The organism is Bradyrhizobium sp. AUGA SZCCT0431 (assembly GCF_018131065.1).
Taxonomy (GTDB): Bacteria; Pseudomonadota; Alphaproteobacteria; order Rhizobiales; family Xanthobacteraceae; genus Bradyrhizobium.
Genome location: NZ_JAFCLR010000003.1, coordinates 235440 through 258793, shown reverse-complemented (window position 1 = coordinate 258793; position 23354 = coordinate 235440). Strand labels below are relative to the sequence as shown.

22 protein-coding genes are annotated in these 23354 nt (G+C 60.5%); 14 read left to right on the top strand and 8 right to left on the bottom strand.

Annotated elements, in window-relative coordinates; all coding sequences use genetic code 11:
* The first annotated feature begins 181 nt into the window (after nt 1-181).
* From JQ567_RS04245 to JQ567_RS04235, 3 genes are read left to right on the top strand one after another with little or no spacing between them, the layout of a single operon-like run.
* Nucleotides 182-1408 carry an acyl-CoA dehydrogenase family protein gene (locus JQ567_RS04245; RefSeq protein WP_212437625.1) on the top strand — a complete coding sequence of 409 codons (1227 nt, stop codon included), beginning with the start codon at nt 182-184 and terminating at the stop codon, nt 1406-1408.
* 10 nt (nt 1409-1418) lie between these two features.
* The gene (locus JQ567_RS04240) at nt 1419-1970 is read left to right on the top strand and encodes a flavin reductase family protein (RefSeq protein ID WP_212437624.1); all 552 of its coding nucleotides are present in this window, start codon (nt 1419-1421) and stop codon (nt 1968-1970) included.
* A complete protein-coding gene (locus tag JQ567_RS04235) occupies nt 1970-2656 on the top strand; it encodes a TetR/AcrR family transcriptional regulator (protein WP_212437623.1) in 687 nt (228 codons plus the stop codon). Before JQ567_RS04240 ends, JQ567_RS04235 begins: the two co-directional genes overlap by 1 nt.
* Nucleotides 2657-2664: 8 nt before the next feature.
* Here the strand turns inward: JQ567_RS04235 and JQ567_RS04230 are convergent, their stop codons facing one another.
* The gene (locus tag JQ567_RS04230) at nt 2665-3540 is read right to left on the bottom strand and encodes a polysaccharide deacetylase family protein (RefSeq protein ID WP_212437622.1); all 876 of its coding nucleotides are present in this window, start codon (nt 3538-3540) and stop codon (nt 2665-2667) included.
* Nucleotides 3541-3565: 25 nt separating this feature from the next.
* On the bottom strand, nt 3566-4666 hold the full coding sequence (locus JQ567_RS04225) for an LLM class flavin-dependent oxidoreductase (RefSeq protein ID WP_212437621.1): 1101 nt from the start codon (nt 4664-4666) through the stop codon (nt 3566-3568).
* Nucleotides 4667-4852: 186 nt separating this feature from the next.
* Here JQ567_RS04225 and JQ567_RS04220 point away from each other — a divergent pair, with 186 nt between their 5' ends.
* From JQ567_RS04220 to JQ567_RS04210, 3 genes are read left to right on the top strand one after another with little or no spacing between them, the layout of a single operon-like run.
* Complete coding sequence (locus JQ567_RS04220; RefSeq protein ID WP_212437620.1) at nt 4853-5737, top strand: xanthine dehydrogenase family protein subunit M; 885 nt, start codon at nt 4853-4855, stop codon at nt 5735-5737.
* Nucleotides 5734-6216, top strand: coding sequence for a (2Fe-2S)-binding protein (locus JQ567_RS04215; RefSeq protein ID WP_212437619.1), 483 nt, complete (start codon nt 5734-5736; stop codon nt 6214-6216). Before JQ567_RS04220 ends, JQ567_RS04215 begins: the two co-directional genes overlap by 4 nt.
* A complete protein-coding gene (locus JQ567_RS04210) occupies nt 6213-8606 on the top strand; it encodes a xanthine dehydrogenase family protein molybdopterin-binding subunit (RefSeq protein WP_212437618.1) in 2394 nt (797 codons plus the stop codon). The genes JQ567_RS04215 and JQ567_RS04210 overlap by 4 nt, the downstream gene beginning before the upstream one ends.
* A 23-nt stretch (nt 8607-8629) precedes the next feature.
* Here the strand turns inward: JQ567_RS04210 and JQ567_RS04205 are convergent, their stop codons facing one another.
* Complete coding sequence (locus JQ567_RS04205; RefSeq protein WP_212437617.1) at nt 8630-9784, bottom strand: zinc-binding dehydrogenase; 1155 nt, start codon at nt 9782-9784, stop codon at nt 8630-8632.
* Nucleotides 9785-9973: 189 nt separating this feature from the next.
* Here JQ567_RS04205 and JQ567_RS04200 point away from each other — a divergent pair, with 189 nt between their 5' ends.
* The 7 genes from JQ567_RS04200 (at nt 9974) to JQ567_RS04170 (ending at nt 16794) form a co-directional block, all read left to right on the top strand.
* Complete coding sequence (locus JQ567_RS04200) at nt 9974-10981, top strand: extracellular solute-binding protein (protein ID WP_212437616.1); 1008 nt, start codon at nt 9974-9976, stop codon at nt 10979-10981.
* 38 nt (nt 10982-11019) lie between these two features.
* Nucleotides 11020-11835 carry an ABC transporter permease gene (locus tag JQ567_RS04195; RefSeq protein WP_212437615.1) on the top strand — a complete coding sequence of 272 codons (816 nt, stop codon included), beginning with the start codon at nt 11020-11022 and terminating at the stop codon, nt 11833-11835.
* Between the two features lie 3 nt (nt 11836-11838).
* Nucleotides 11839-12624 (top strand): ABC transporter permease, encoded by a 786-nt coding sequence (locus JQ567_RS04190; protein WP_212437614.1) that lies wholly within the window; start codon nt 11839-11841, stop codon nt 12622-12624.
* Complete coding sequence (locus tag JQ567_RS04185; protein WP_212437613.1) at nt 12621-13682, top strand: ABC transporter ATP-binding protein; 1062 nt, start codon at nt 12621-12623, stop codon at nt 13680-13682. Before JQ567_RS04190 ends, JQ567_RS04185 begins: the two co-directional genes overlap by 4 nt.
* An 8-nt stretch (nt 13683-13690) precedes the next feature.
* Nucleotides 13691-14530, top strand: coding sequence for a phosphodiesterase (locus JQ567_RS04180; protein WP_212437612.1), 840 nt, complete (start codon nt 13691-13693; stop codon nt 14528-14530).
* 202 nt (nt 14531-14732) lie between these two features.
* Nucleotides 14733-15701: a tripartite tricarboxylate transporter substrate binding protein gene (locus JQ567_RS04175; RefSeq protein WP_212437611.1), complete on the top strand. Its 969-nt coding sequence runs from the start codon at nt 14733-14735 to the stop codon at nt 15699-15701.
* Between the two features lie 358 nt (nt 15702-16059).
* The gene (locus JQ567_RS04170; protein WP_212437674.1) at nt 16060-16794 is read left to right on the top strand and encodes a Crp/Fnr family transcriptional regulator; all 735 of its coding nucleotides are present in this window, start codon (nt 16060-16062) and stop codon (nt 16792-16794) included.
* A 46-nt stretch (nt 16795-16840) separates the two neighbouring features.
* On the opposite strand, the gene JQ567_RS04165 is transcribed toward JQ567_RS04170, so the two are convergent.
* From JQ567_RS04165 to JQ567_RS04145, 5 genes are read right to left on the bottom strand one after another with little or no spacing between them, the layout of a single operon-like run.
* Nucleotides 16841-17527 carry a cyclase family protein gene (locus tag JQ567_RS04165; protein ID WP_212437610.1) on the bottom strand — a complete coding sequence of 229 codons (687 nt, stop codon included), beginning with the start codon at nt 17525-17527 and terminating at the stop codon, nt 16841-16843.
* A 24-nt stretch (nt 17528-17551) separates the two neighbouring features.
* Nucleotides 17552-18259, bottom strand: coding sequence for a substrate-binding domain-containing protein (locus tag JQ567_RS04160; RefSeq protein WP_212437609.1), 708 nt, complete (start codon nt 18257-18259; stop codon nt 17552-17554).
* Nucleotides 18256-20397, bottom strand: a complete 2142-nt coding sequence (locus JQ567_RS04155; RefSeq protein ID WP_212437608.1) for a molybdopterin cofactor-binding domain-containing protein — start codon at nt 20395-20397, stop codon at nt 18256-18258. Before JQ567_RS04155 ends, JQ567_RS04160 begins: the two co-directional genes overlap by 4 nt.
* On the bottom strand, nt 20394-20864 hold the full coding sequence (locus JQ567_RS04150) for a (2Fe-2S)-binding protein (RefSeq protein WP_212437607.1): 471 nt from the start codon (nt 20862-20864) through the stop codon (nt 20394-20396). The genes JQ567_RS04155 and JQ567_RS04150 overlap by 4 nt, the downstream gene beginning before the upstream one ends.
* Nucleotides 20865-20891: 27 nt before the next feature.
* The gene (locus JQ567_RS04145) at nt 20892-21866 is read right to left on the bottom strand and encodes a tripartite tricarboxylate transporter substrate binding protein (RefSeq protein WP_212437673.1); all 975 of its coding nucleotides are present in this window, start codon (nt 21864-21866) and stop codon (nt 20892-20894) included.
* Nucleotides 21867-22174: 308 nt separating this feature from the next.
* On the opposite strand from JQ567_RS04145, the gene JQ567_RS04140 reads away from it, so the two are divergent.
* Nucleotides 22175-23260, top strand: a complete 1086-nt coding sequence (locus JQ567_RS04140) for a hypothetical protein (RefSeq protein WP_212437606.1) — start codon at nt 22175-22177, stop codon at nt 23258-23260.
* Nucleotides 23261-23354 lie beyond the last annotated feature (94 nt).

Here is a 23354-nt window from a genome sequence, read left to right as displayed (position 1 = left end):
AGTACTCCTCGCCCGGTGGCCTGACGGCCGCCGGGCTCTTTTTCGTTTTGCATAGGTTGCAGCAGCCCAATTTGGTGGAAGAGCCATGTTCCGCGCGCCTTGATCATTGGCGGTGAGGCGGTAGACTGGCCAGGCTCAACCGCTTCCAGTTCGCAACGACGGGTTGGGCAAGGAAACGCCAATGCCAGGGGACGGCCGCAGGCCAGATGCAAGTTCGCTCGCGGGACCGGGTACGGACAGCTATGCCGCTATCGTCGCGCGCGCCAGAGCGTTGATCCCGAAGCTGCGGGAGCGTGCTGCCAGGACTGAAGAACTGCGGCGCCTGCCACCGGAGACCGAGCGAGATTTACACGATGCCGGCCTGTTCCGGATCGTGCAGCCCAAACGCGTCGGCGGCGCCGAACTCGACTATGTTGCCCTGGTCGATTGCGCCGATGCGCTGGGGCAGGCGGATGCTTCCGTAGCGTGGAACTTTGCCAACCTTGCCAGCCATCACTGGATGCTGGGCATGTTTGACCGGCATGCGCAGGAAGCCGTCTGGGACAAGGACGCCGATGCGTTGATCGCCTCGTCATTCATCTTTCCAGCCGGCCGGGCCAGAAAAGTCAATGGCGGTTATGTGCTCAATGGCCACTGGCCGTTTTCCTCAGGCGTCGAATCCTGCGATTGGAACATGCTCGCCAGCGTGGTTTCGTCCGACGATGACGCCGACGGTATCGAATACCGGATCTTCCTGCTCAACAAGAGCGACTACAAGATCAACGATACCTGGAACGCGACCGGCCTGTGCGGGACCGGATCGAACGATGTCAGGGTCACGGACGCCTTTATCGCGGAGCAGATGACGATCGCCGTCAGCGATCTTACCGGCGGGCCAACCCCGGGGAGTGCCATCAATCCAAACGCCCTTTATGCGCTGCCGGTATTTTCGTTGTTCCCTTATGTATTATCAGGCGTCGGTCTGGGTAATGCACAGGCCTGTTTGAATGATTATGTCGAATTCGCACGTCATCGCGCCTCGACCTATAATCGTGCCAAGCTTAGCGATATGCAGACGACCCAGATCAAGATCGCGGAAGCCTCCGCCAAGATCGACGCGGCGCGGCTGGTCATGCGCACGAATTGCATCGATGCCATGGCGGATGCTCGACGTGGCCACGTTCCGGACATAGCAGACAAGACGCGATTGCGGCGTGACGGCGCGTTTTCTGTCAACCTCTGCACTGACGCCGTATCGCTGCTGTTTGCTGCAAGCGGCGCGCGCAGTCTGTTTACGTCAGGTGCGTTGCAGCGGCAGTTTCGCGATGCCCACGCGGTGAATTCGCACCTCGCGTTCAATTTCGATGCGGCGGGAACCAATTATGGACGTGTGGCGCTTGGCCTGCCGTCCGAAAACCTGACGCTCTGAGGCGAGGTGGATGTCCGACGCACCCAAACATCCAGCCGATCCCGCTAACGAGTTCGCCAGCGACAACTCGGCGATCGATCCCCGGGATTTTCGTAATGCGCTCGGTACGTTCGCTACCGGCGTCACTATTGTTACAGCGATGGCGGCTGACGGAAAACCATATGGCGTGACCTGCAACTCCTTTGCCTCAGTCTCGCTGAATCCGCCGCTGGTCTTGTGGAGCCTCGGCATGTTCTCGCAGGGCTTGACCATCTTCCAGAACGCCAGCCATTTCGCAGTCAATGTTCTCGGTGCTTCTCAGCAGGCACTGGCCTCGCAATTCGCAAAATCCTCCGCCGACAAATTCGCCGGCGTGAGCTGGACGCCGGGGCTCGGCAGCGCGCCGGTGCTTGCTGACAGCGTCGCAAGTTTTCAGTGCCGTGCCGCCAATCGATACTACGGCGGTGACCACATCATCTTCCTGGGGGCCGTCGAGGCCTATACTTATAATGGGCAGGAGCCACTGTTGTTTGCACGCGGCGGATTCGGCCGATTCCTTGCCGGCGATGACGGCAAATCCTGATGAGCAGGAAAGATCAGCCCAAACGTGCTGGCACCAAGCAAAGGCGCCTCTCTCCCGACGATCGTCGCCGGGAAATTGTTGCGAAGGCGACCGAATTTTTCTCGGAAGAAGGATTTGGTGGTGGAACGCGCGCACTGGCGCGACGGCTTGGCGTAACGCAGCCGCTGCTCTATCGTTACTTTCCAAGCAAGGACGACTTGATCAAGGAGGTCTATCGCACGGTCTATCTCGATCCGCTGGAAACCGGCTGGGAGAAACTGCTGACCGACCGCTCGCGGCCGCTTCGCGACCGGCTGCTGGAATTCTATCGCGCCTATACCGATGCGATCTTCACCCGGAAATGGCTTCGCATCTATCTCTATTCGGGCTTGAAAGGTCTCGACATCAATCGCTGGTATGTCGGCATGGTCAAGGACAAGATCCTGACCCGGATCATCCGGGAGTGCCGTCATGAAGCGGGGCTTATCGTGCAAAACAAGCCGAGTGCGACCGAACTCGAACTGGCCTGGGTCTTTCACGGCGGAATCTTCTATTACGGCGTCCGCAAATACATCTACGAATCGCCGGTGCTCGAAGACAAGGATCGCATCATCAGCGATGCGCTGGATGTCTTTTTGGCCGGCTTCGAGCGGGTGAATGAAACCTCGCTGGACGTCCGCCGCGCACCAATCAAGGCGGTCGGATAAGCCAGCCGTTATTTTCCGGCTGTTTCCGCGCGATACCAGTCGCCGATCTCGCTTGCGGTCATCAGTGCCACGCCGTCATGGCTGATGACGTAGTCCAGCAGCGCCTCCAGATATTTGATGCGATGCGGGACCCCCGTAATATAGGGATGGATCGAGATCGCCATGATCCGCGCGTTCGATTCGCCTTCGAGATAGAGCCGGTCGAACTGATCCATGCCACGCTTCAGGAATTGCTCGGAGGGCTGATGTTGCAGCGCATGGACGACGATGTCGTTGGTTTCGACCGAATAAGGGATCGTCGTGATGGTGCCGTGGGGCGTGGCGATATCCTGCGGCAGATCGTCGATGACCCAATCCGCCAGATATTCGATGCCGTTGAGGCGCAGGAGATCGAGCGTTTCCGCGGTCTCGGTCAGGCCCGGGCTCTCCCATGATCGAGGTGGCTTGCCGGTGAACTTTGCAATCGTCTCGACGGAGCGTTTGATCGCATCGGCCTGGTTATCGAGCTTGTGCATCGGGCCCTGCAGGAATCCGTGACCCATGAACTCGAAGCCGGCCTCGAGCGCGGCGGACGCAACGCGCGGATAGGAATTGCAGACATTGGCATTCAGGGCCAACGTTACCGGCATCTTGCGGTCGGTCAGCGCCTTGAACTGCCGCCAGAAGCCGGCCCGCATGCCGTATTCATGCCAGGACCAGTTCGGCACATCAGGCAGCAGCGGTTGGCCCATCGGCGGGCTCAGCACCGTCCGCGGCATCGCGTTCTCGATCCGCCATTCCTCGACATTGAGGATTACCCATACGGCGAGCTTCTTGCCGCCGGGAAGCGTCAACTTTGGTCGGTCGATTTGGGCCTGATAGGGGATACGATCACTAAGAGCCACGGCGGATTTCCCTGAATGAATTGATCTATCCGGACGCCTTGCCGGACATGTCTGTGTTGACGCGCGGCATGACTTTTTCGGCCATCAGGATCATCGACTGGCGTCCAAGCTCACGATCCTTCCAGTCCTTGCCGGCATAGAGGAGGGTGCCAAATGGCCCGGTCTCCTCCTGAAAAGCCAGCAGTTGGTCGGCCACGCTATCGGGCGTGCCGTGAATGATGAGTTTGTCGCAGATCGACTCGAGCGTCACTTCCTCGTCAGGCTGATCGCGGCGCGTTTTGAACAGTTCGATACGGCCGCCACGCTTCAGCTTGGTGAACAGCGAACGATAATAGTAAACGTACGGCCCGTTCGGATCCGTGGCATAGGCTTTTGCCGTGGCGGCATCCTTGGCGACAAATATGCTTTTGGCGACCCGCCAGTTCGCCGTCTCTGCGGGGCGGCCGACGCGTTCGCAGCCTTCAACGTATTTCGGCCAATGGCTTTTGACCCAAGCCGGCATCAGGAAGTTCGCCGAAATCGGATCCCAGCCGCGCGCAGCGGCTTCGGTCACGCCTTTCGAGAACGGCGCCACTGCCGTCACCACGATCGGTGGATGCGGCCGCTGTAGCGGGCGCGCGATGAACCCCTGGCCGATGTCCTCAATCAGGGTCTTCTGTACCGATACATTCCAGTACTTGCCCTGGAGGTTATACGGTGGCTCGCTTGCCCAGATCTCAAGGACCTGATTGATCGCCTCAAGGAACATCGCGTTGCGATCTGCGTCGAGATTGCCGAAAACTTCAGCGTCGGACAGTAGCCCACCGGGGCTGATACCGAAGATCAGGCGGCCGTCGAGCATGTGATCGAGCATCGCGATCGAGGCTGCAAGCGCCGCCGGATGAGTGTTCGGCATGTTGATGGTGCCGGTTCCAAGCTTGATTTGCTTGGTCGCCGCGGCAAGCCAGGCGATGAATGCGATGCAGGAGGTGATGTTCTCGGCTTTGTCGGTGACGTGCTCGCCGACATAAGCTTCGCTGTACCCGAGTTCGTCGGCCAGCAGGAAGGCTTCGCGATCCTCTTTGAGGGACAGCCGCCAATCCTTGTCGACAGGATGGATGGGCATCGTGAAGAACCCAAGCTTCATGGTCTGCTCCTCCCCAAGGGCAGGCGTTTCGTTTGGTGGGAAACGTGCTTCGACCGCAACATGATAACAAGTCCCAAAATCGCAGGCACCGAAATAATCACTCGATAAACAAACTTGACCTTTAAAAATTGTCGCCGTCTAATCCAAAGAAAATGCCGATATCCGGCCGGGGGAGGTTGCGTCGAAATGAAAGCCTCGGCTTTCGCTTACGCCCGCGCTACCAGCGTCGTGAATGCGCTGGAGTTGCTGGCTGTGTATGGCGACAGGGCCAAGGTGTTATCCGGCGGCCAAAGTCTGATGCCGGCAATGAATCTGCGCCTGATCTCCCCCGAATTCGTTGTCGATATCGGTGAATTGGCTGAGCTTCGCGGGATAGTTGTGAAAGGCGACGTCCTAACCGTTCGTGCGCTGACGCGTCACGTGGACGTCCTGAGATCTCCCGAAATCGCGACCCATGCTCCTCTGTTGAGGGATGCTACCTCCCATGTCGCGCATCCGGCGATCCGCAACCGCGGCACGCTCGGCGGCAGCCTTGCGCACGCGGATCCGGCTTCCGAATTGCCGGCTTGCATGGTGGCGCTGGGCGCAACCGTCATTGTTTGCGGGCCACGCGGCGAGCGGCGAATCCCTGCTCAAGAATTCTTCACCGGCATTTATGAGACGGCACTTTCGCCACAGGAACTGCTGGTTGCCGTCGAACTGCCTGTCGCGCGGAAAGATTCCGCGCACTTCTTCCATGAATTTGCCCGCCGTCACGGCGACTATGCCATTGTCGGCTTGGCGGCCCAGTCGACCATCGTAGACCAGCAGTTCACTGATCTCCGCCTCGGTTTCTTTGCCGTGGGCGACCGGCCTTTGCTCGCCGGGGCTGCCGGGAAACTTGTTAACGTCGCCGTCACGCCGGAAGTCCTGGCCAAAGCCTCCGCGGTACTGGGCGAAGAGCTGGATCCCCAGGAGGATCAGCAGGCTACTCCGGCCATGCGGCGGCACCTCGCGAAAGTATTGCTTCAGCGTTGCGTGTCCACGCTGCTTTGCCGTCCCGATTTGCAGTCGGGGGTACCCGCGCGATGACCCCTGTGCCCATTTTCCTCGAAGTCAATGGCGAGCGTATCGACACCCATGTGCTGCCGCGGCTGAACCTGGCCGACTTCCTCCGTGAGCATCTGAAGTTGACCGGCACGCATGTCGGGTGTGAGCACGGGGCTTGCGGTGCCTGCACGGTGCGCTTCAATGGCGAGATCGTGCGCTCCTGCCTGATACTGGCGGTACAGGCCCAAGAAGGGTCGGTCGAAACGATCGAGGGGTTATCCGACAGCGGTGAAATCGCGGATTTGCAGGCTGCGTTCCGCGATCGCAACGCTCTGCAATGCGGCTTCTGCACACCGGGAATGCTGATGGCGGCGCAGGATCTGCTGAGGCAGACGCCAGAGCCAGATCGGGAAGAGATTCGTGAGCACCTTTCCGGCAACTATTGCCGTTGCACCGGCTATCAAGCGATTATCGATGCAATTGAGACGACAGCGCGGTTGCGCGCGGAACGCGCGCCATGACGCATACACCTGAGAATCGCGACGCGTTTTCGGTGCTTGATCGGCCAAACTCCTATATCGGCAAGACCGTGCCGCGGCCGAACCTCGACCGGCTGATGCAGGGACGCGGGTTATATGTCAGCGACATCGAACTGCCGCGCATGGCGCATGTTGTGTTCCTGCGCTCGCCGCACGCGCATGCAAGAATCACAGGTATCGACGCAGCAGCGGCAAAACGTATGCCGGGTGTAATTGCCGTCGTCACCGGCCAGGAAATTGCTGTGGTTATCACGCCGTGGGTTGGGGTGCTCTCGCACTTGAAGGGTCTCAAATCTGCGCCGCAAAGCGCGATCGCGGTTGATCGGGTGTGCTGGCAGGGCGAAGCCGTCGCGGCAATCATCGCAACTAGCCGCGCCGCCGCCGAGGACGCGGCAGAACATATCTCCGTCGCGTATGAAGAGCTCGACGCCGTGACGGACATGCAAACTGCGCTCGATCCCACAACGTCTGTGATCCATCCCGCGCTCGGCGACAATCTGGCCTTCGAGCGTAATCATGACGCGGGCACCGTCGACGCGGCCTTTGCTGCCTCCGACGAGGTGGTGGAAGCAGAATTCATTTTTGGGCGGCACACCGGCGTGACGCTGGAGCCGCGTTCGGTAGTTGCCGACTGGAACGCAGCCGAAGGGCGACTCACGATCTATCAGGGCACGCAGGCCCCGCATATGGTGCAGAATATTGCGGCGCTGCATCTCGGTCTTCAGGAGTCCCAGGTCCGCGTGGTCTGCAAGGACGTCGGCGGCTCCTTCGGTATCAAGGTCCACATCTACGCCGACGAAATGGCGACTTACGCACTGTCGAAACTGCTGCGGCGACCGGTCAAGTTCGTCGCCGACCGGGTCGAGAGTTTTAACACCGATATCCATGCGCGCGACCATCGCTGCAAGGGAAAGATCGGCGTCAAATGTGATGGCACCATTACGGCGTTCGAGATCGACGATCTCACGGGTATCGGGCCGTATTCAATGTATCCGCGAACCAGCGCCATCGAGGCCAATCAGGTCGTCAACCTGGTCGGTGGGCCCTATGTGACCAAGAACTACCGCGCCCGTGCCCGCGTCGTGTTCCAGAACAAGAACGTCATGTGTCAGTATCGCGCGGTCGGGCATCCGATCGCCTGTTCGGTAACTGAGGGTCTGGTCGATCTGGCGGCGATGAAGATCGGCATGGATCCCGTCGAAATTCGCCGCCGCAACTTGATTGCCGACGACGCTTATCCCTGTGCCTCGCCTTCAGGTTTGCGTTTCGAGCAATTGTCGCACCATGCCGCGTTGGCGAAACTTATCAAGATGATGGACTATGGCGCGCTGCGCGCGGAACAGGCGACGTTGCGAGCCAGAAATATTCATCGCGGTATCGGCATCGCCAGCTTTATCGAAGTCACCAATCCCAGCGCGGCATTCTATGGCGTCGGCGGCGCCAAGATATCGTCGCAGGATGGCGTTGCGGTGCGGCTCGATGCTCAGGGAGCCGTCGTCTGCCAAACCAGCATCACGGAGCAGGGGCAGGGTTCGGAATCGCTCACCGCCCAGATCGTCGGCAGCGTGCTCGGTGTCTCGATGGATCGCGTTCGCGTCATTCTGGGGGACACCGACAACACGCCCTATGGCGGCGGCACGTGGGCTTCGCGCGGCGCTGGCATCGGCGGTGAGGCCGCACTTCAGGCCACCAAGGTCCTGCGCAAGAACATCCTCGATGTCGCCGCCGCCATCCTGCAATCGTCACCCGGCGATCTCGACATCGTCAGCAATAATGTTGTGAACGTCAGCGATGGCGCGCCGCGCATTGAATTGAGTGAACTGGCGCGGATCGTTTATTTCCGCCCCGATACGCTGCCACCGGGCATTCAGGCGGAGCTGATGGCGACACGGCATTTTGTCCCGCGAGAATATCCCTTCGCCTTTACTAACGGTGTCCAGGCCTCATGGCTGGAGGTCGATACCGACACCGGCTTTGTCAAATTGTTGAAGCACTGGGTCGTGGAGGATTGCGGCACGATCATCAATCCGCAGTTGGTCGACGAGCAGATCAGGGGCGGGGTGGTGCAGGGCCTTGGCGCCGCGCTATTCGAAAAATGCGTTTATGACGAACATGGCCAGCTCACCAACGCCAACATGGCCGATTATCTGGTGCCGATGTCCGGCGAAATGCCGGATATTGATGTCGGCCACGTGGTCTCGCCGACGCTGGAGTCGGAATTAGGCGCGAAAGGCGCCGGCGAGGCCGGAACGGCGGGAGCCGCGGCTGCGGTAACCAATGCAGTCAATGACGCGCTCAGGCCATTCGGGACGTTCATTACTGAAATTCCGCTGACGCCCCAAATTATCCTGACTGCACTGGGTCGAATCTGACGAACGACGAGCAAAACCGGTGTTCACTCGGCTGCTGCGCTCGCGATCGAGCTCGCTTTCGGATTGGTAACGACCACCTTGATAGCATCGTCAACACGCTCACGCGCGTATCTTAGCGCAGTTGGCAGATCGGCCAGCGGAAACGTGTGTGTATGGATTTTCGTTGCGTCGAAGCGCTTTTCTGCCATCAGCGCCATAGCGCGGCGGGTCGCGCTGCGACCTTCGCCGCGAATGCCGTAGGCATAGATGTTGTTCTTTACGAGATACGCGATATCCATCGTGACGGGATCATGCGGAAACGCCGCGAGGCAAATTTTTCCGCCACGATTGGTCATATGAATAGCTTGATTGATTGTCGTCTCATTCCCAGCGCATTCCACCACATAGTCGGCGCCAATACCGCCGGTGAGTTGTTTGACGACCTCGACTGCGTCTTCGTCGTTGATATTGATCACGCGGTCTGCGCCGAGTTCCTTGCCGATCGCGAGCCGTCTGTTGCGCGTTCCCGTCAGGATCACCGGGCTGGCGCCGAGCGCCTTGGCGACGGCCACCGCGAGCAATCCGATCGGTCCCGGGCCGATCACCACAACGCTCTCACCGGCCACCAACCCTCCCAATTCGGTCAAGCCATACATCGAGGTGCCGGCGGTGACGACCAGCGTCGCCTCCGCATCGCTCATGGTATCAGGGACGCGCGCCAGCGTGTTGATGTGATTGACGGCGTATTCGGCAAAACCGCCATCGGTGGTGAATCCATTGGCGCGGTGACCCTTCTCGGGCTTCCCGTAATTCAGGCACGAGGTGTACATGCCCTGGCGGCATCGCTTGCACTGGCCGCAACCAGCGTGGATCTCCACGCTAACACGCTCCCCAATTTCGAACTCGTCGACGTCAGGCCCGAGAGCTGCGACGGTGCCCATATATTCGTGGCCCGGCGTAAAATCCTTATTGAAGGGCAGGCCGCCCTGAATGCTCGCCGGCGAGCCTGTATGAATGATCTCAAGGTCAGTCGCGCAGATCGCAACTGCATCGATCCGGACCAGGACTTCAGCCCGTGCGGGAACGGGCACCGGCTTCTTCCGCAAAGCGAGTTGATCCGGGTCGCCGAGAACCCAGGCTTTCATGCGATCAGGGATGAGCAGTTTAGGCGAAGTTCTGACGCCGGTGGGCTGATACATGCAGCGGATCCTCTCACGGGCGAGCCTAGCGGAAATCGCAGTTGGGCGAAATTGCCGGATGCTGGAAGCGACGCGGCACCGTTTGCTGCATAGCAAAATGGTTTGTCGCAAATCCTTCATACGCGGCCTGTACTTGGTCCCCGGTTGGTGCTGAAATCCTTTCACTGCCTCGCAAAATCGGAGTTTTCCATGAAGACCGTCCGCTTTGTTCTTGCCTTGCTGGCGCTATCGCTAGTTCCGCCCGGGCAATCCGCCAAAGCGGCCGACGTCATCTGCTACAATTGTCCCCCGGAATGGGCGGACTGGGCCTCGATGCTCAAGGCGATCAAGGCCGACCTCAATTACGATATTCCGCACGACAACAAGAACTCCGGTCAGGCGCTGGCGCAGATATTGGCCGAGAAGAGCAACCCCGTTGGCGATATCGGCTATTTTGGCGTTACCTTCGGCATGAAGGCCAAGGCGCAGGATGCCCTCGAACCTTATAAGCCCGCCAACTGGGATCAGGTCCCAGCCGGCCTGAAGGACGCCGACGGTTTCTGGACCACGATTCATTCCGGTACGCTTGGCCTGTTCGTGAACAAGGATGCGCTTGGTGGCAAGCCGGTGCCGGCCTGTTGGAAGGACCTCCTGAAGCCCGACTATAAGGGTATGGTCGGCTATCTCGATCCGTCTTCAGCCGCGGTCGGGTATGTCGCTGCAGTCGCGATCAACCTGGCGCTTGGCGGCTCGGCGGCCAATTTTGATCCCGCGATCAGCTTCTTCAAGGACCTGAAAAAGAACGACCCGATCGTCCCCAAGCAGACTTCCTATGCCCGTGTGGTTTCCGGCGAGATGCCGATCCTGCTGGATTACGATTTCAACGCCTATCGCGCGAAATATTCCGAGAAAGGCAATTTCGAGTTTGTGATCCCTTGCGAAGGTTCTGTGGTGTTTCCTTACGTCGTTGGCCTCGTCAAGAACGCGGCGCACAAGGACAAGGCCAAAAAGGTTCTCGACTATCTTCTGTCCGACAAGGGGCAGGCGATCTGGACCAACGCCTATCTGCGTCCCGCGCGGCCGATCGAGCTGCCTGACGCCGTGAAGAAGAAGTTCCTGCCCGACAGCGACTACACGCGCGCGAAAAATGTCGACTGGGGTCAGATGGAAAACATGCAAAAAGGCTTCGTCGACCGCTATCTCGCCGAGGTTCGCTGAGGCAATATGGCGTCCTTCGCCCGGGGCGCCTTCTGCTGATGTCGCATAGATCCTTTGTCTGGTTGTGCCTGCTGCCGCTTGCGGTGGTGACGGCGGCGTTTTTCCTGCTTCCGATGGCGCGGCTGGTCGTGACCGGGGCGGAAGGCCCACAGGGCGCTGCGGGCTATCTGGCGATCCTGACCGAGCCGCGTTACCGCGCAACCTTGATCAATACGGTCGTGCTGGCGGCTGCGACCACTATTGTGACGCTGGTCGTGGCGACGATTGCTGGAATGTTCCTGCAGAGGCATCGCTTCTCCGGCCGCGCCGTACTGATTGCGATGCTGACCTTTCCGCTGGCGTTTCCCGGCGTGGTTATCGGCTTCCTGATTATCCTGCTCGCCGGACGCCAGGGGCTGATCGGCGATCTTTCCAACCGCGTGCTTGGCGAAAAGCTGGTCTTTGCCTATTCGATCTACGGCCTGTTCCTCGGTTATCTCTATTTCTCGATTCCGCGCGTCATTCTCACCATCATGGCCGCGGTGCAGAAGCTCGATGTCGGCCTCGAGGAAGCCGCCCGTTCGCTGGGCGCCAGCCCATGGGCAGTGCAGCGCGATGTCGTGTTGCCGGCGTTGGCGCCGGCCTTCGTCGCTTCCGGTGCGATTGCCTTTGCGACGGCGATGGGGGCGTTTGGTACGGCGTTTACGCTGGCGACCAACATCGATGTGTTGCCGATGCTGATCTATACCGAGTTCACGCTGGCTGCGAATTTTTCGACTTCGGCCGCGCTGTCGGTCGGGCTCGGCATCATTACCTGGTTCATCCTGGCGCTCGCCCGCTCTTTCAGCGGCAGCGCAGTTGCGGCGGCTGGATGAGCCATGCGTGATCGTCTGATCTTCACCGGCCAGCTAATTTTTACATTGATCGTCGCCGCATTCCTGGTGGTGCCCGCGATCCTGTCGATTTCCGCCGGAGTCACCGTGAACTATTTTCGCGGAATCCAGTCCGGCGTGACCCCGCAATGGGTCGTCCAGGTCTGGGAGCTCTATGCCGGCACTATCCTGCTGTCATTCGTGATCGCCTTTGCAACCCTCGCCGTGACGCTGGTCATAGGTGTTCCCGCAGCCTACGCCTTGCACGTGCGGGGAGGGCGGCTGTCGCGCATCGTCGAGGAGATCATCACGCTGCCGCTGGCGATACCAGGTCTGGCAATCGCCCTGGCATTGCTGCTCACCTACCAAGGCTTCAGCGACTTCCGCCGTTCTTGGCTCTTCATCCTGGTGGGGCACGTCATTTTCACCATGCCGTTCATGGTGCGGTCGGTGATGGCGGTGTTTGCAACGGTCGATATCAAGACGCTCGACGAAGGCGCGGCTTCGCTCGGCGCATCGCCATGGCGGCGCTTCCGCGACGTGATCGTGCCGAATGCAGTGCCGGGGATACTTGCCGGCAGCCTGATGGTGGTGACGCTCTCGCTTGGCGAATTCAACCTCACCTGGATGCTTCATACGCCCCTGACCAAGACGCTGCCCATCGGGCTTGCGGACAGCTACGCCTCGATGCGACTGGAGGTCGCGTCGGCCTATACGCTGATCTTCTTCGTGATGATCATCCCGCTGCTGGTGGCCATGCAGTTTTTTGCCGAGAAGGAACAGAAGAGATGAGTGCGTCAGCGGGACATGGCGCCTCGGTGCGAATTGAGGCCTGTGGCAAGACGTTTATCGATGGAACGCGCGCGCTGGAGCCCGCGACGCTCGATATTGCCCGCGGCGAGACGCTGGTGTTGCTAGGTCCGTCCGGCTGCGGCAAGACCACGATGCTGCGCATCATCGCGGGCCTCGAATTGCCTGATCCCGGCGGCAAGGTATTGTTCGACGGCAAGGACATGACGTCGGTGCCGATCGAGCGGCGCAACGTCGGTATGGTGTTCCAGTCCTATGCGTTGTTTCCCAACATGAGCGTATCTGACAACATCGGCTATGGCCTGAAGATCCGCGGTGTGCCGGCCAAGGAGCGTGCGGCGCGCGTCGCCGAACTGGTGGCGCTGACCAATATTGCCGGGCTGGAGAATCGCCGCATCGACCAGCTTTCCGGAGGGCAGCGCCAACGCGTGGCACTGGCGCGTGCAGTTGCAATTCGGCCGGGTATCCTTCTGCTTGATGAACCCTTGACGGCGCTCGATGCGGCGCTACGCGATCGGCTACGCGGCGAACTCAACCGCCTGCTGCGTGCGCTTGGCATCACCACGATCTACGTGACGCATGACCAGGCCGAAGCGATGGAACTCGGCGATCGTGTTGTTGTCATGCAGAAGGGAACGATTGCCCAGATCGGTACACCGCGCGAGATCTACTTCACGCCGCAAAGTCGCTTCGTGGCGGAATTCATAGGTGCCGCTAATATTATCGAGTCCCCGATCGAGAACGGTTATCTCGTTTTACCGGGCGGGCGGCAGGCGATCGGGATCGACGCAAATTTTCCGACCGTGGTCGCCATGATTCGTCCCGAAACGATCCGCGTAGTGGAGACGGGGAGTGCCCCGCTTTCCGGCGTCATCGACAGCGTCAGCTTTATTGGCGACCGGCAACGCCTGGTGATAAGTGGTGTATCCAATAGGCTATTTACTGTTGATGCGCCGAATACGGTACAAGCGAAGGCCGGCGAACGGGTCGGGCTGTTGATTTCTCCGGATGCTGTCCGTTTGCTGCCGTCCGATAATTGAGAACGCCGATGTCACCAAAACCGGTTTGTATCGCCCAAATTTCCGATCTGCATATCAAGCCGCCGGGCTCGCTCGCCTATGGCCGGGTCGATACTGCCAGGGCCCTTGAGCGTTGCGTCGCTGCGTTGAACGAATTTCAGCCGGCGCCTGATTTTGTGGTGATATCAGGTGATCTGGCAGATACGCCGACGGCTGAGGAATATCAGTACCTCAAGCGGCTACTGACGCCATTGAAACTCCCGTTCGCCGGCATTCCCGGCAATCACGACTCGCGTCAGCTGATGCGCGATGCGTTTCCCTCCGCTCCATATGCCTTGGCGTCTGGGCCGCTCAACCAGAAGATTGAGATCGGCGGGCTGGATCTGCTGCTGCTGGACTCAAGCGTACACCAAAAGCCGCATGGCGAACTCGAAGAGCCCACGCTGCGCTGGCTTGACGCGACACTGGCTGCTTCGCCCGATCGACCAGCGCTGCTGTTCCTGCATCATCCGCCTTTCAAGGCCGGAATCTGGCACATGGATCGCCAGAATCTCCTCAACGCCAGCGAGCTCGCCCCCATCGTTCGGCGTCATCCGCGCGTGCAGCTCATCTCGGCCGGTCATGTTCACCGTGCGGCACTGACGATGTTCGCGGGCGTGCCGACCACCATCTGCCCGGCGGCGAACCACGCGGTCGATCTTGACCTTGCTGAACTCCGCGAGCCCTCGTTCAAGGTGGAGCCGCCAGCCTTCCACCTCCACAGCTGGTTTCCGGGCGAGGACTTCGGCAGCATCGTCACCCATCAGGTGCCGATCGGGACATTTGATGGCCCGCACCCATTCTTCGGGCCGGATGGGAAATTGCTTTAGGAGCCTCTTAGGCCAACGGCCGGTGGCGTTTCGGGACATTGTCGCGCCATTGCATCCCTTGTCCGGTTAGCGCTCCTCCCCGGCATGTCGATTGACGCATCGGATCATCCGTCACATTGCCAAGTTGGATGTGGAGGAGCAATCATTCTCCGGAAGATGTGGCCCATATCCCAAATGCTGACCGCCTGAGGAGAATCATGAAATGCGCCTTCTCCAGTCGTTAATTCCGGCGCTCGCGCTGCTCCTGAGCTCTAATGCGATCGCACAGACATCCTATCCGGACCGGCCTATCAAGATGATAGTGCCGCTGGCTGCAGCAAGTGCGGTCGATGTGGCGGCGCGGATCGTGACGCAGAAAATGGCCGACAATATGGGCCAGCAATTCGTGATCCTGAACCAGCCTGGCGCCTCAGGGATGATCGGGGCGGAGCAGGTCGCGCGGGCTGAACCGGACGGCTACACGATCGGGGGCTTCAACGACAGCATCATGACCATGGTGCCCAACCTGCAGTCCAAGATGCGCTGGGACATATTGAAGGATTTCGAGCCGGTATCGCTGGTTGCAACCGTGGAGTGGGGGCTGGTCACCAGCAATCGGGCCAGCTTCAAGAGCGCGGCGGATCTGATCGCAGCCGCGAAAGCAGCACCTGGCAAGATCGATTATGGCTCGGGTGGCCCGGGCAGCCCGCAGCATTTGGCCATGGCGATGTTTGCTTCCGCGGCCGGCATATCGCTGACCCACGTGCCCTATAAGGGCGCAACGCAAGCCGCAACCGATGTCGCCGCAGGCCAGATTCCAGTCGGCTTCCAGGGGCTCGGTACGGTTGCTGCCCTGGTGCGCGGCGGCCAACTCAAACTGATCGGAGTGACTACCGAGAAAAGATTGGCGCAATTCCCCGACGTGCCGACCGTCTCTGAATCCGGCTTGCCAGGATTCTTCTTCAACTCATGGTTTGCGATTCTTGCTCCTGCCGGCACGCCGAAGGCGATCATCGCTCGGTTGAACGCCGAGGCGCTGAAGGCGGTCGGTGATCCCGAAGTACGCCGCAAGCTGGAGGAGCTGGGATTTGCGGTGCGCGGCAGTTCGTCGGAAGAATTGCGTGTCATGACGCATGATCAGCTTGCCAAATACGCGCGCGTGATCAAGGAAATGGGTATCGCGAACGAATAAGCCGCCGGAGGGAAGCGGTCGGCGCTGCCGCGGTCCATTCTGTGTCGCCGTTACGAATGACGGACGCATGCAACTAGGGAGGTCTGTGTTGGAAAGGTTGACCAGGAGTTGCGCCGGCGAAGTTGGTTACAGGCCGAAATTGGTGCCTCAATGGCGTCTGGCTATTTCCGCGTGACGGGATAGCTCGATGCCCGTACCATCCGATCGCGGGTTCCAGGGTTATCGGAGCGTTAATGCCTGGGCTGCCTTTGAGTTTTGGCCGCTAAATCGACGCAGTAGGATGCTTTCCGGTTGAAAAGCCAACCGGCGTTGATTACGGAAGAGCTACATCCCGAACAGTTTCTGGAGTTTGACTGGCGTGCCTCAACAAAGGACGGGTGAAGCTCAGGGATTTTCGAGCAGCAAACTGTCGGTTTTGCGCAAGCATCCCTATTTTGTCGACCTTGAGCCCGAAGCCTTCGATCAACTCTGCCGTTACGCCAAACACGTCACGCTGAAGCGGGGCGCGACGATCTTCGCCAAGGGAGATCCCGGCAACAGCCTGTTTGCCGTGATCTCCGGCACGGTGAAGATCAGTATTTCGTCGCCCGATGGCCGCAATGCAATCCTGAACCTGATCGGGGCGGGGGAGATTTTTGGCGAAATCGCGCTGCTTGACGCCTCTGTCCGCTCGGCAGACGCGACTGCGAACACCGCCTGCGAGCTCTTCACGATCGACCGGCGCGAATTCATTCCCTTCGTGCGCAGCCAGCCGGGGCTTGCGATGAAATTCATCGAACTGTTGTGCACGCGGATTCGCTGGACCAGCGATCAGGTCGAACAGGTCATCCTTCAAAATTTGCCGGGTCGGTTGGCCAGCGCGTTGCTTCGCTTAACCGAGAAACACAAGCTTGAACCGCAGGGCCGAACTATCGCGATTACCCAGCAGGAGATCAGCGAGATGGTCGGTATGACCCGAGAAAGCATCAATAAGCAGTTGCGGGCGTGGGCGGCGCGCGACTGGGTGCGGCTCGAGCACGGCGCGATCGTTGTGTTGAAGGCCGAGCCGCTGCAGGCCTTGGCCGAAGCCGGGTCTGGCGACGAAGGCGAATAGCGGCGTGCAGCCGGCTAATTCTTCGGCGCGTTTCACGATATTATTCTCACAGGTCGAACACGGCCACAGCGCGGATCGGGGAGGCGGTGCCCCCGCGCCACTTCATCGGCAGGCCGATGAAGGTGAACCGGCCTTTACCGAGCAGCGCTTCCAGATTGCACAAGCTCTCGATGTGGGTGATGTCGAGGTCGAGACAGGCCTTGTGAACGAGCGCGTTCACGTCGCCTTCGGGACCAGGCCGCATCGAGTCGATGCCGAAATGCACGATGCCTTGCTTGGCCAGCCATTCAGTCGCGGCGACATTCACGCCGGGATTGTCGTTCGAATATTCCTTGCGCGGGAACGTGCGTTCGTGGTGGCCGGTGCAGAGCAATACGGTGCCGCCTCTCGGGACCGGCAGGTCGGCCTTCTTCACCGCCACTTCGAGATCGGAGGGCGTAATCTCGGCGCGCGGCAGAATGTGGCGCAGGTCGAGGCAGATACCCGGCACAATGCATTTCTCCAGCGGATACTGGTCGATCGATATGCCGCTCTTGCCGAAATGCCGGGGCGCATCGATGTGGGTGCCGGCGTGGTCGACCATTGAGATGAACATCGATGCAAGTCCGTGCACGTTACCGGACTCGGCAAGGGATTCGTCGTGGGTCTTCCAGACGCCGTGGATGACAGGTGGGTGACCCGGATAGCTCGGGGTGCGATGATAGAGCTCTCGGCTCAGGTCGATGATTTTCACGATAGAACCCTTTGGAAGATGCGGCTATTTCGGAATGCTGATAAACCCTGAGCGCTCGCGTTGTTCTTGTTGCCCTGCGCCGATCAACAAGCCGATCAATTCCTGCGCCTGGGGAGCGTGGGCAGCCCTGGTAGCGATACCAGCTGTGTACATAGTCGCGAGTTCGCAGCCGGGTGGCAGCGTCCCGGACAGGCTGACGCCCTTGGTGCTGATGATCTCGGTCGATTGCGTGCAGCCGATCGGACGTCGCGCATCGGATGCCGCCATTTCGCGCATAGCGGTCGCGCCGTTCGGGAAGATGTTGAGCCGTGCGGCGACTTCATCGGTGATGCCGAGTTGCGCCAGAACCTTCGCGACGTGAATCCCGGCGGTCGAGGCTACCGTGTCCGGCACGTAGATCGCATCCGATGCAAGCAAGCATTCGCGCAAGCCGACGGTATCCTTGACCGTAACCCGAGGATCGCCGGCGCGAACGGCGAGGGCGGTCTCTACCAAGCCGACATTTGCGATCGACGAAGCGACCACCAGCTTCTCCTCGGCAAGCTTGGCCACGATCGCTGCGGTCAATATGACGATGTCGGCCGGTGTGCCCTTGCGCAATATGTCGGCCATGGCGCCAACCGCGCCAAACTCTCCCGCGATATCGAAACCGGTCTGCGCCTTGAATTTCGAAGCCAGGCTGCCGACCAGTCCCTGTGCCGCGCCGCCGCTCAGGATGTTCAGGTTGCTCATGGGGCCTGCTCCATGGCAGCGATGATACTTTCGCGCGTGATTGGAAGATGGCGCACGCGCACGCCGAGCGCGTCGAACACGGCGTTGGCAATGGCCGCCGTGACCGGGCCATGGGCAGCTTCGCCGGCACCGACCGGGTCCATCTCCGGGCGCTGGATCAGTTCGACTTCTACCTCCGGCACCTCGCTGAAGCGAAGGATCGGATATTCCGTCCAATTGGTGCTGGTGATGCGTTGCCGGTCGAAGCGGACGCGTTCCTTCAACACCCAGCTCGTGGCCTGGATCGCGCCGCCTTCGATCTGGTTGATGACGCCATCGGGATTGATGGCCTCACCGACGTCGACCGCCAGGGTCAATTTTCGGACGCGGATATCGTCGGCCCCCTCAATCTCGGCGACTACGGCACAATAGGCGCCCGTGTTCTTGTAGCGGGCAAAAGCGATGCCGTAGCCAATGCCGGGCTGCTTCTCCGGCTTCCACCGGGCGCGCTTTGCAGCGGCGCGGATCACGTCCTTTGCCCGCTCATCCGTCAAGTGACGCAGCCGGAATGCGACCGGGTCTTCGCCGCGCTCGGCGGCGATCTCATCAAGGAAGGATTCAATCGCGAATACATTGCCCTGCGCGCCAAGCGTCCGCAGCGCGGAGGTGCGGATCGGCATCGTCGTCAGGCGATGGCTTTCGATCTGCCAGGATGGGAAGTCATAGATAGGTACGGCGTTGCGATCACCGCCGCCGCCATTGGCCTGCGGTGGATTGGTCGAGATCATCCGCGGAAACGGATTTTCCAGGTCGAATCCCGCCAGCAGCGCCGGTTGCGCCGCGCGCCCCGGCCGTGCCACATGGCCGTTGCTCCAGATGGAATGGTGCCAGTCGATGATCTCGCCCGCTGCGTCGAGATCGGCCTCAATCTCGATCGTCATGGCGGCGCCAAACGGGGCATCCGACATCTCGCCTTCGCGCGACCATTGCACCCGCACCGGTCGGCCGCCGACGGCCTTGGCGAGCAATACAGCGTCGAGCGCAACGTCGTCGGCTGCGTTATGTCCATAGCAGCCGGCGCCCTCCATATGTTCCACTATGATGTTTTCGGCCGGCAGTTTGAGAACCAGCGCCAGATCGGTGCGCAGGAGATAGACGCCCTGGCTGTGGGTCCAGACGTGGACGCGGTCGCCATCCCACTGTGCCACAGCGCAGGAAGGCGCGATCGAGGCGTGGGCGATATAGGGGCGGCTATATTGCCGTTGAAGGGTCCGCTTCTTGGCACCGGGCGACGATGCGATGCGCTTGTCGACGACCGTTGTTTCCGAGGGTTCGGCCTTCAGGAATGCAGCTAAATCGCTTTCGTCGGGAAGTGGGGCGCCGTCGGCCCAGACCGCCCCCTTGCGTAGGGCTTGCAGCGCTGCTTCCGCGCCATGCTCGGTTTCGCAGACGACGCCCGCGAAACTGCCATCGCGCACAACAGCGACGAAGCCTGCTATCGTCCGGACACTGCCGTCCTTCAGCCCGATGAGTTTCGCGCGCGCGTTCTGCGGCCGCAACACGCGGCCGTGCAGCATTTCCGGCAATGCCCAATCGTGAATGAAGCGCGCCCGCGCGAATACCTTGTCGGGGATGTCGATCCGCTGCACCGAGTTTCCGGCGAGCGCGCGGCGTGTGGCCGGCTTCGCCTTCACATCGGGCGTCGCGTCGCGATCGAGCGAGACTTCTTCCGCAAGCTCCCAATAGCTCGTCCTGACATTGCCCGGCCCTGAAATGGTGCCGTCCTCGACACCGAGCGCCGCGATGTCGACACCCAGCCGTTCCGATGCCAGTTGAAGAAATATCTGGCGTATCTCGGCGCAGGCATGCCGCATCGCGCGGCCCGATTGTTGCACGGAGAGGCTGCCTGAAGTCACGCCCTCGTTAGGGCTGACAGCGGTTGACGCGCGGATCATCTGCACGCGGGAAATATCGATGTCGAGTTCGTCGGCGGCGATCTGGGCCAGGGCCGTTACAATACCTTGCCCGATCTCCACCTTGCCCGGCGAGACCGTCACCTGTCCCTGCGGCGAAAATTTCAACCAGGATGACAGTTTCGGGTTTGCCGCGAGATTCACCGGCAATTTGGGCGAGGACGGGCTGGGCGCTGGCTGGTTCATTCCGCGGCCATCTCGTCGGCTGCGCGCAGCACCGCCCGCACCATGCGGTTATGTGAGCCGCAACGGCAAAGGTTACCGTCGAGCGCTTCTTTCACCTCTCGGCTGCCGGGCTTGGGATTTCGTTTCAGCAGCGCGGCCGCGCTCATGAGAATTCCGGAGACGCAATAACCGCATTGCAGCGCCTGTTCGGCGATGAAGGCGCGTTGCAATGGATGCGGTCGCTCAGGGGTTCCCAAGCCCTCGGTGGTCGTGATGTCCTTGTTCGCCACCGACCACAGCGGCGTATCGCAGGCCGCCACGGCGCGATCGCCGATTATGACGTTGCAGGCGCCGCATTCACCCGCGCCGCAGCCGAAATGCGGTCCGGTCACGCCGAGCTGCCCGCGCAAAATATCCAGCAGCGACCGATCGGGATCGGCGTCGACGTCAGTCTCCACGCCATTAAGGCGAAATCGAACGCTCGGCATCGTGGGTGGGCCTTGGCTGGCGCTTCTTTACTGGGGCTTGTCGAACTTCTTGACGACCTCGGCCCATTTCACAATATCGCCGCGCAGGAATTTGTCGAACTCTTCCGGGGTCATCGCCATGGGAACCGCGCCCTGCTGGGTCCAGAGCTTGACGATATCCGGCCGTTTCACCGCGGCGTTCACGGCGGCATTGATTTTGTCGATGACCGCCTTTGGCGTTCCTGCCGGAGCCATCAATCCCAGCCAGATGGTCGCCTCATACCCGGCAACGCCAGCCTCGATCGTCGTGGGCGCGTTGGGCAGCACGGTGGAGCGCGTCTTGCCGGTGGTCGCCAGCGCGCGCACTTGGTTCTCCGCAACATTGGGCGCCATCGTCGGAACCGCGTCAATCATCATCTGCACCTGGCCGCCAATCACGCCGCTACGCGCCTCGCCGCTGTTGCGGTAAGGCACATGCACGAGATCAACGCCGGCCATGGTTTTGAACAGCTCGCCGGCCATGTGATACGGCGTGCCCTGGCCGGACGACGCATAATTCAGTTTGCCGGGCTGCGATTTGGCCAGCGCGATGAATTCCTGCAGCGTCCTTGCCTGAACGCTTGGGTGGATCACGATCACGAGGTCGGAATAGTTGACCGGAGCGATCGGCGCGAGATCTCGCATCAGCTCATATTTGCGCTGCGGCACCAGGGACTCATTGGCGGTCTGGGTGTTCGACATCATCAGCAACGTGTAACCATCAGGCGGTGACTTGGCCGCCTCTAGCGTGCCGATGACGCCGCCGGCGCCGGTACGATTTTCGATCACGAAGGGCTGGCCGAAGCTTTCCTGCAAGATGCTGCCGATCAGGCGGGCGGTGACGTCGGCAGGGCCACCGGCGCCGAACGGGACGATCACCCGGACCGGCCTCGAGGGATAGTCCTGCGCCAGACCTGCCGTTGTCAGGACTGTCTGTGCCGCGAAAAGCGTTGCCGCGAGCGCAAGCGCCAATCTCAAGCGCATCATTTGAACCTCCCCGAAACCAGTCTTGTTCTGTTTGGCCTGTTGCCGGCCCATCTTGGCTTCAGGGACGAAGTCTAGCGATCCGGGCGATGATCGCCAGTACCTTCAGATGCGACATTCGTCGCGCTGCCGGCTGGTTTGACCCTGGCCCTTCTCCGGAGGCGCCTTGTCCCATTTGACGTATTGCATCAATCAGGCCGCAACCATCTGCATCATCGACCCAACGCATGCCGTGGCCAACGCATATAGAATCATTGAGAGTGGCGAGACTGGTTACTGATCCAGGCCGATGCCGCGAGGAATGTGACATGAAGCTTCATCCCTGTCTGGCGATGGCTGTGCTCCTGCTTGCCGGCGGCGGCGCCACCGCCCAAACACTGCCTGCCTACATGGCGCCGATCTCGGGTAAATCCGCGGCCACGGCCTCGGATATCGCGACCAAGGACATGCTGGCGCTCAACACCGGCATGTTCGAACTTTATGGCGATGCAGCAAAGATCTTCCAGAAGAATATCCTGGGCAAGCATCCGGTGATCCTTGGCCTGTTCTCGGGTGCCGGCGGTCGGATGATCCTTTACCGGCCGGGGATGGCGCCAATGGATGCGCCGCAGGTGCCGATCGTCTATCAACTGCTGAAGTCGGTCGGCCACAGCACGATGGCGCTGGCCCAGGTCGTCGGCCCCTATGTCGACAATCCCGATGACAAGTCCTGGCGCGGCTCAATGCTCGCCTATCGCAGCCGCATGCAATCGGCGCTCGATGGCCTCGACGCCACACCGATGGAACCCGGTTGGCGCGACAATAATCGGACCATCCTGCAGAACAACCTCGCGTTCATGGACGAGTGCGTTGCCAAGGGCGTCGTTCCATTCGCCACGCTCGATGCGTTCGGCAAGAAGCAAGCGCCGTATCTGGCGAAGAACGTGACTTGGGCGGCGCAGACACAAGTCGGGCACTGGATGACGGTGCTGGCGGACTGGAAGAAGCAACTCGGTACCGACTGGGACAAGACCTATGCCGCGAGCAACACGATCTATGTGGCGCGCCAGAACAACGTGCTGTTCAGCGTCCTGGCGCAATTCTTTGGCCCTGACGCGATCAACAGCCGCTTGCTGCTGATCGAGACGATTTCCTTCACGACGTCGCCGGCCGAAATGCTGGAGTCATTGACCCGTATCATTGCGGATCGTTCGGTCGGCTCGCTGTTCTTTGGCAACTATCACCTGATGGACTACGAGCTGATGGGGGGCGACGCGCGTGTCGCGATCGTTGCGGAAACCGGCAAGCGCGGCATGACGCCGTTCCTGCCGCCCGTCGTTCCGTTCGGCTCGAAGCAATGGCCGGCGTTGGTGACAACAGGGCCAGGCCCGGCATCGATCGCCGATCTGAAGTAGTTCCGGAAGACTTGCGCAGCCGGTTTGAGAACCGGCTGCCATCCTCTATTGTTTTGCGACGAATCAATTTGCATCCGTCGTCAGACCCTTCGTG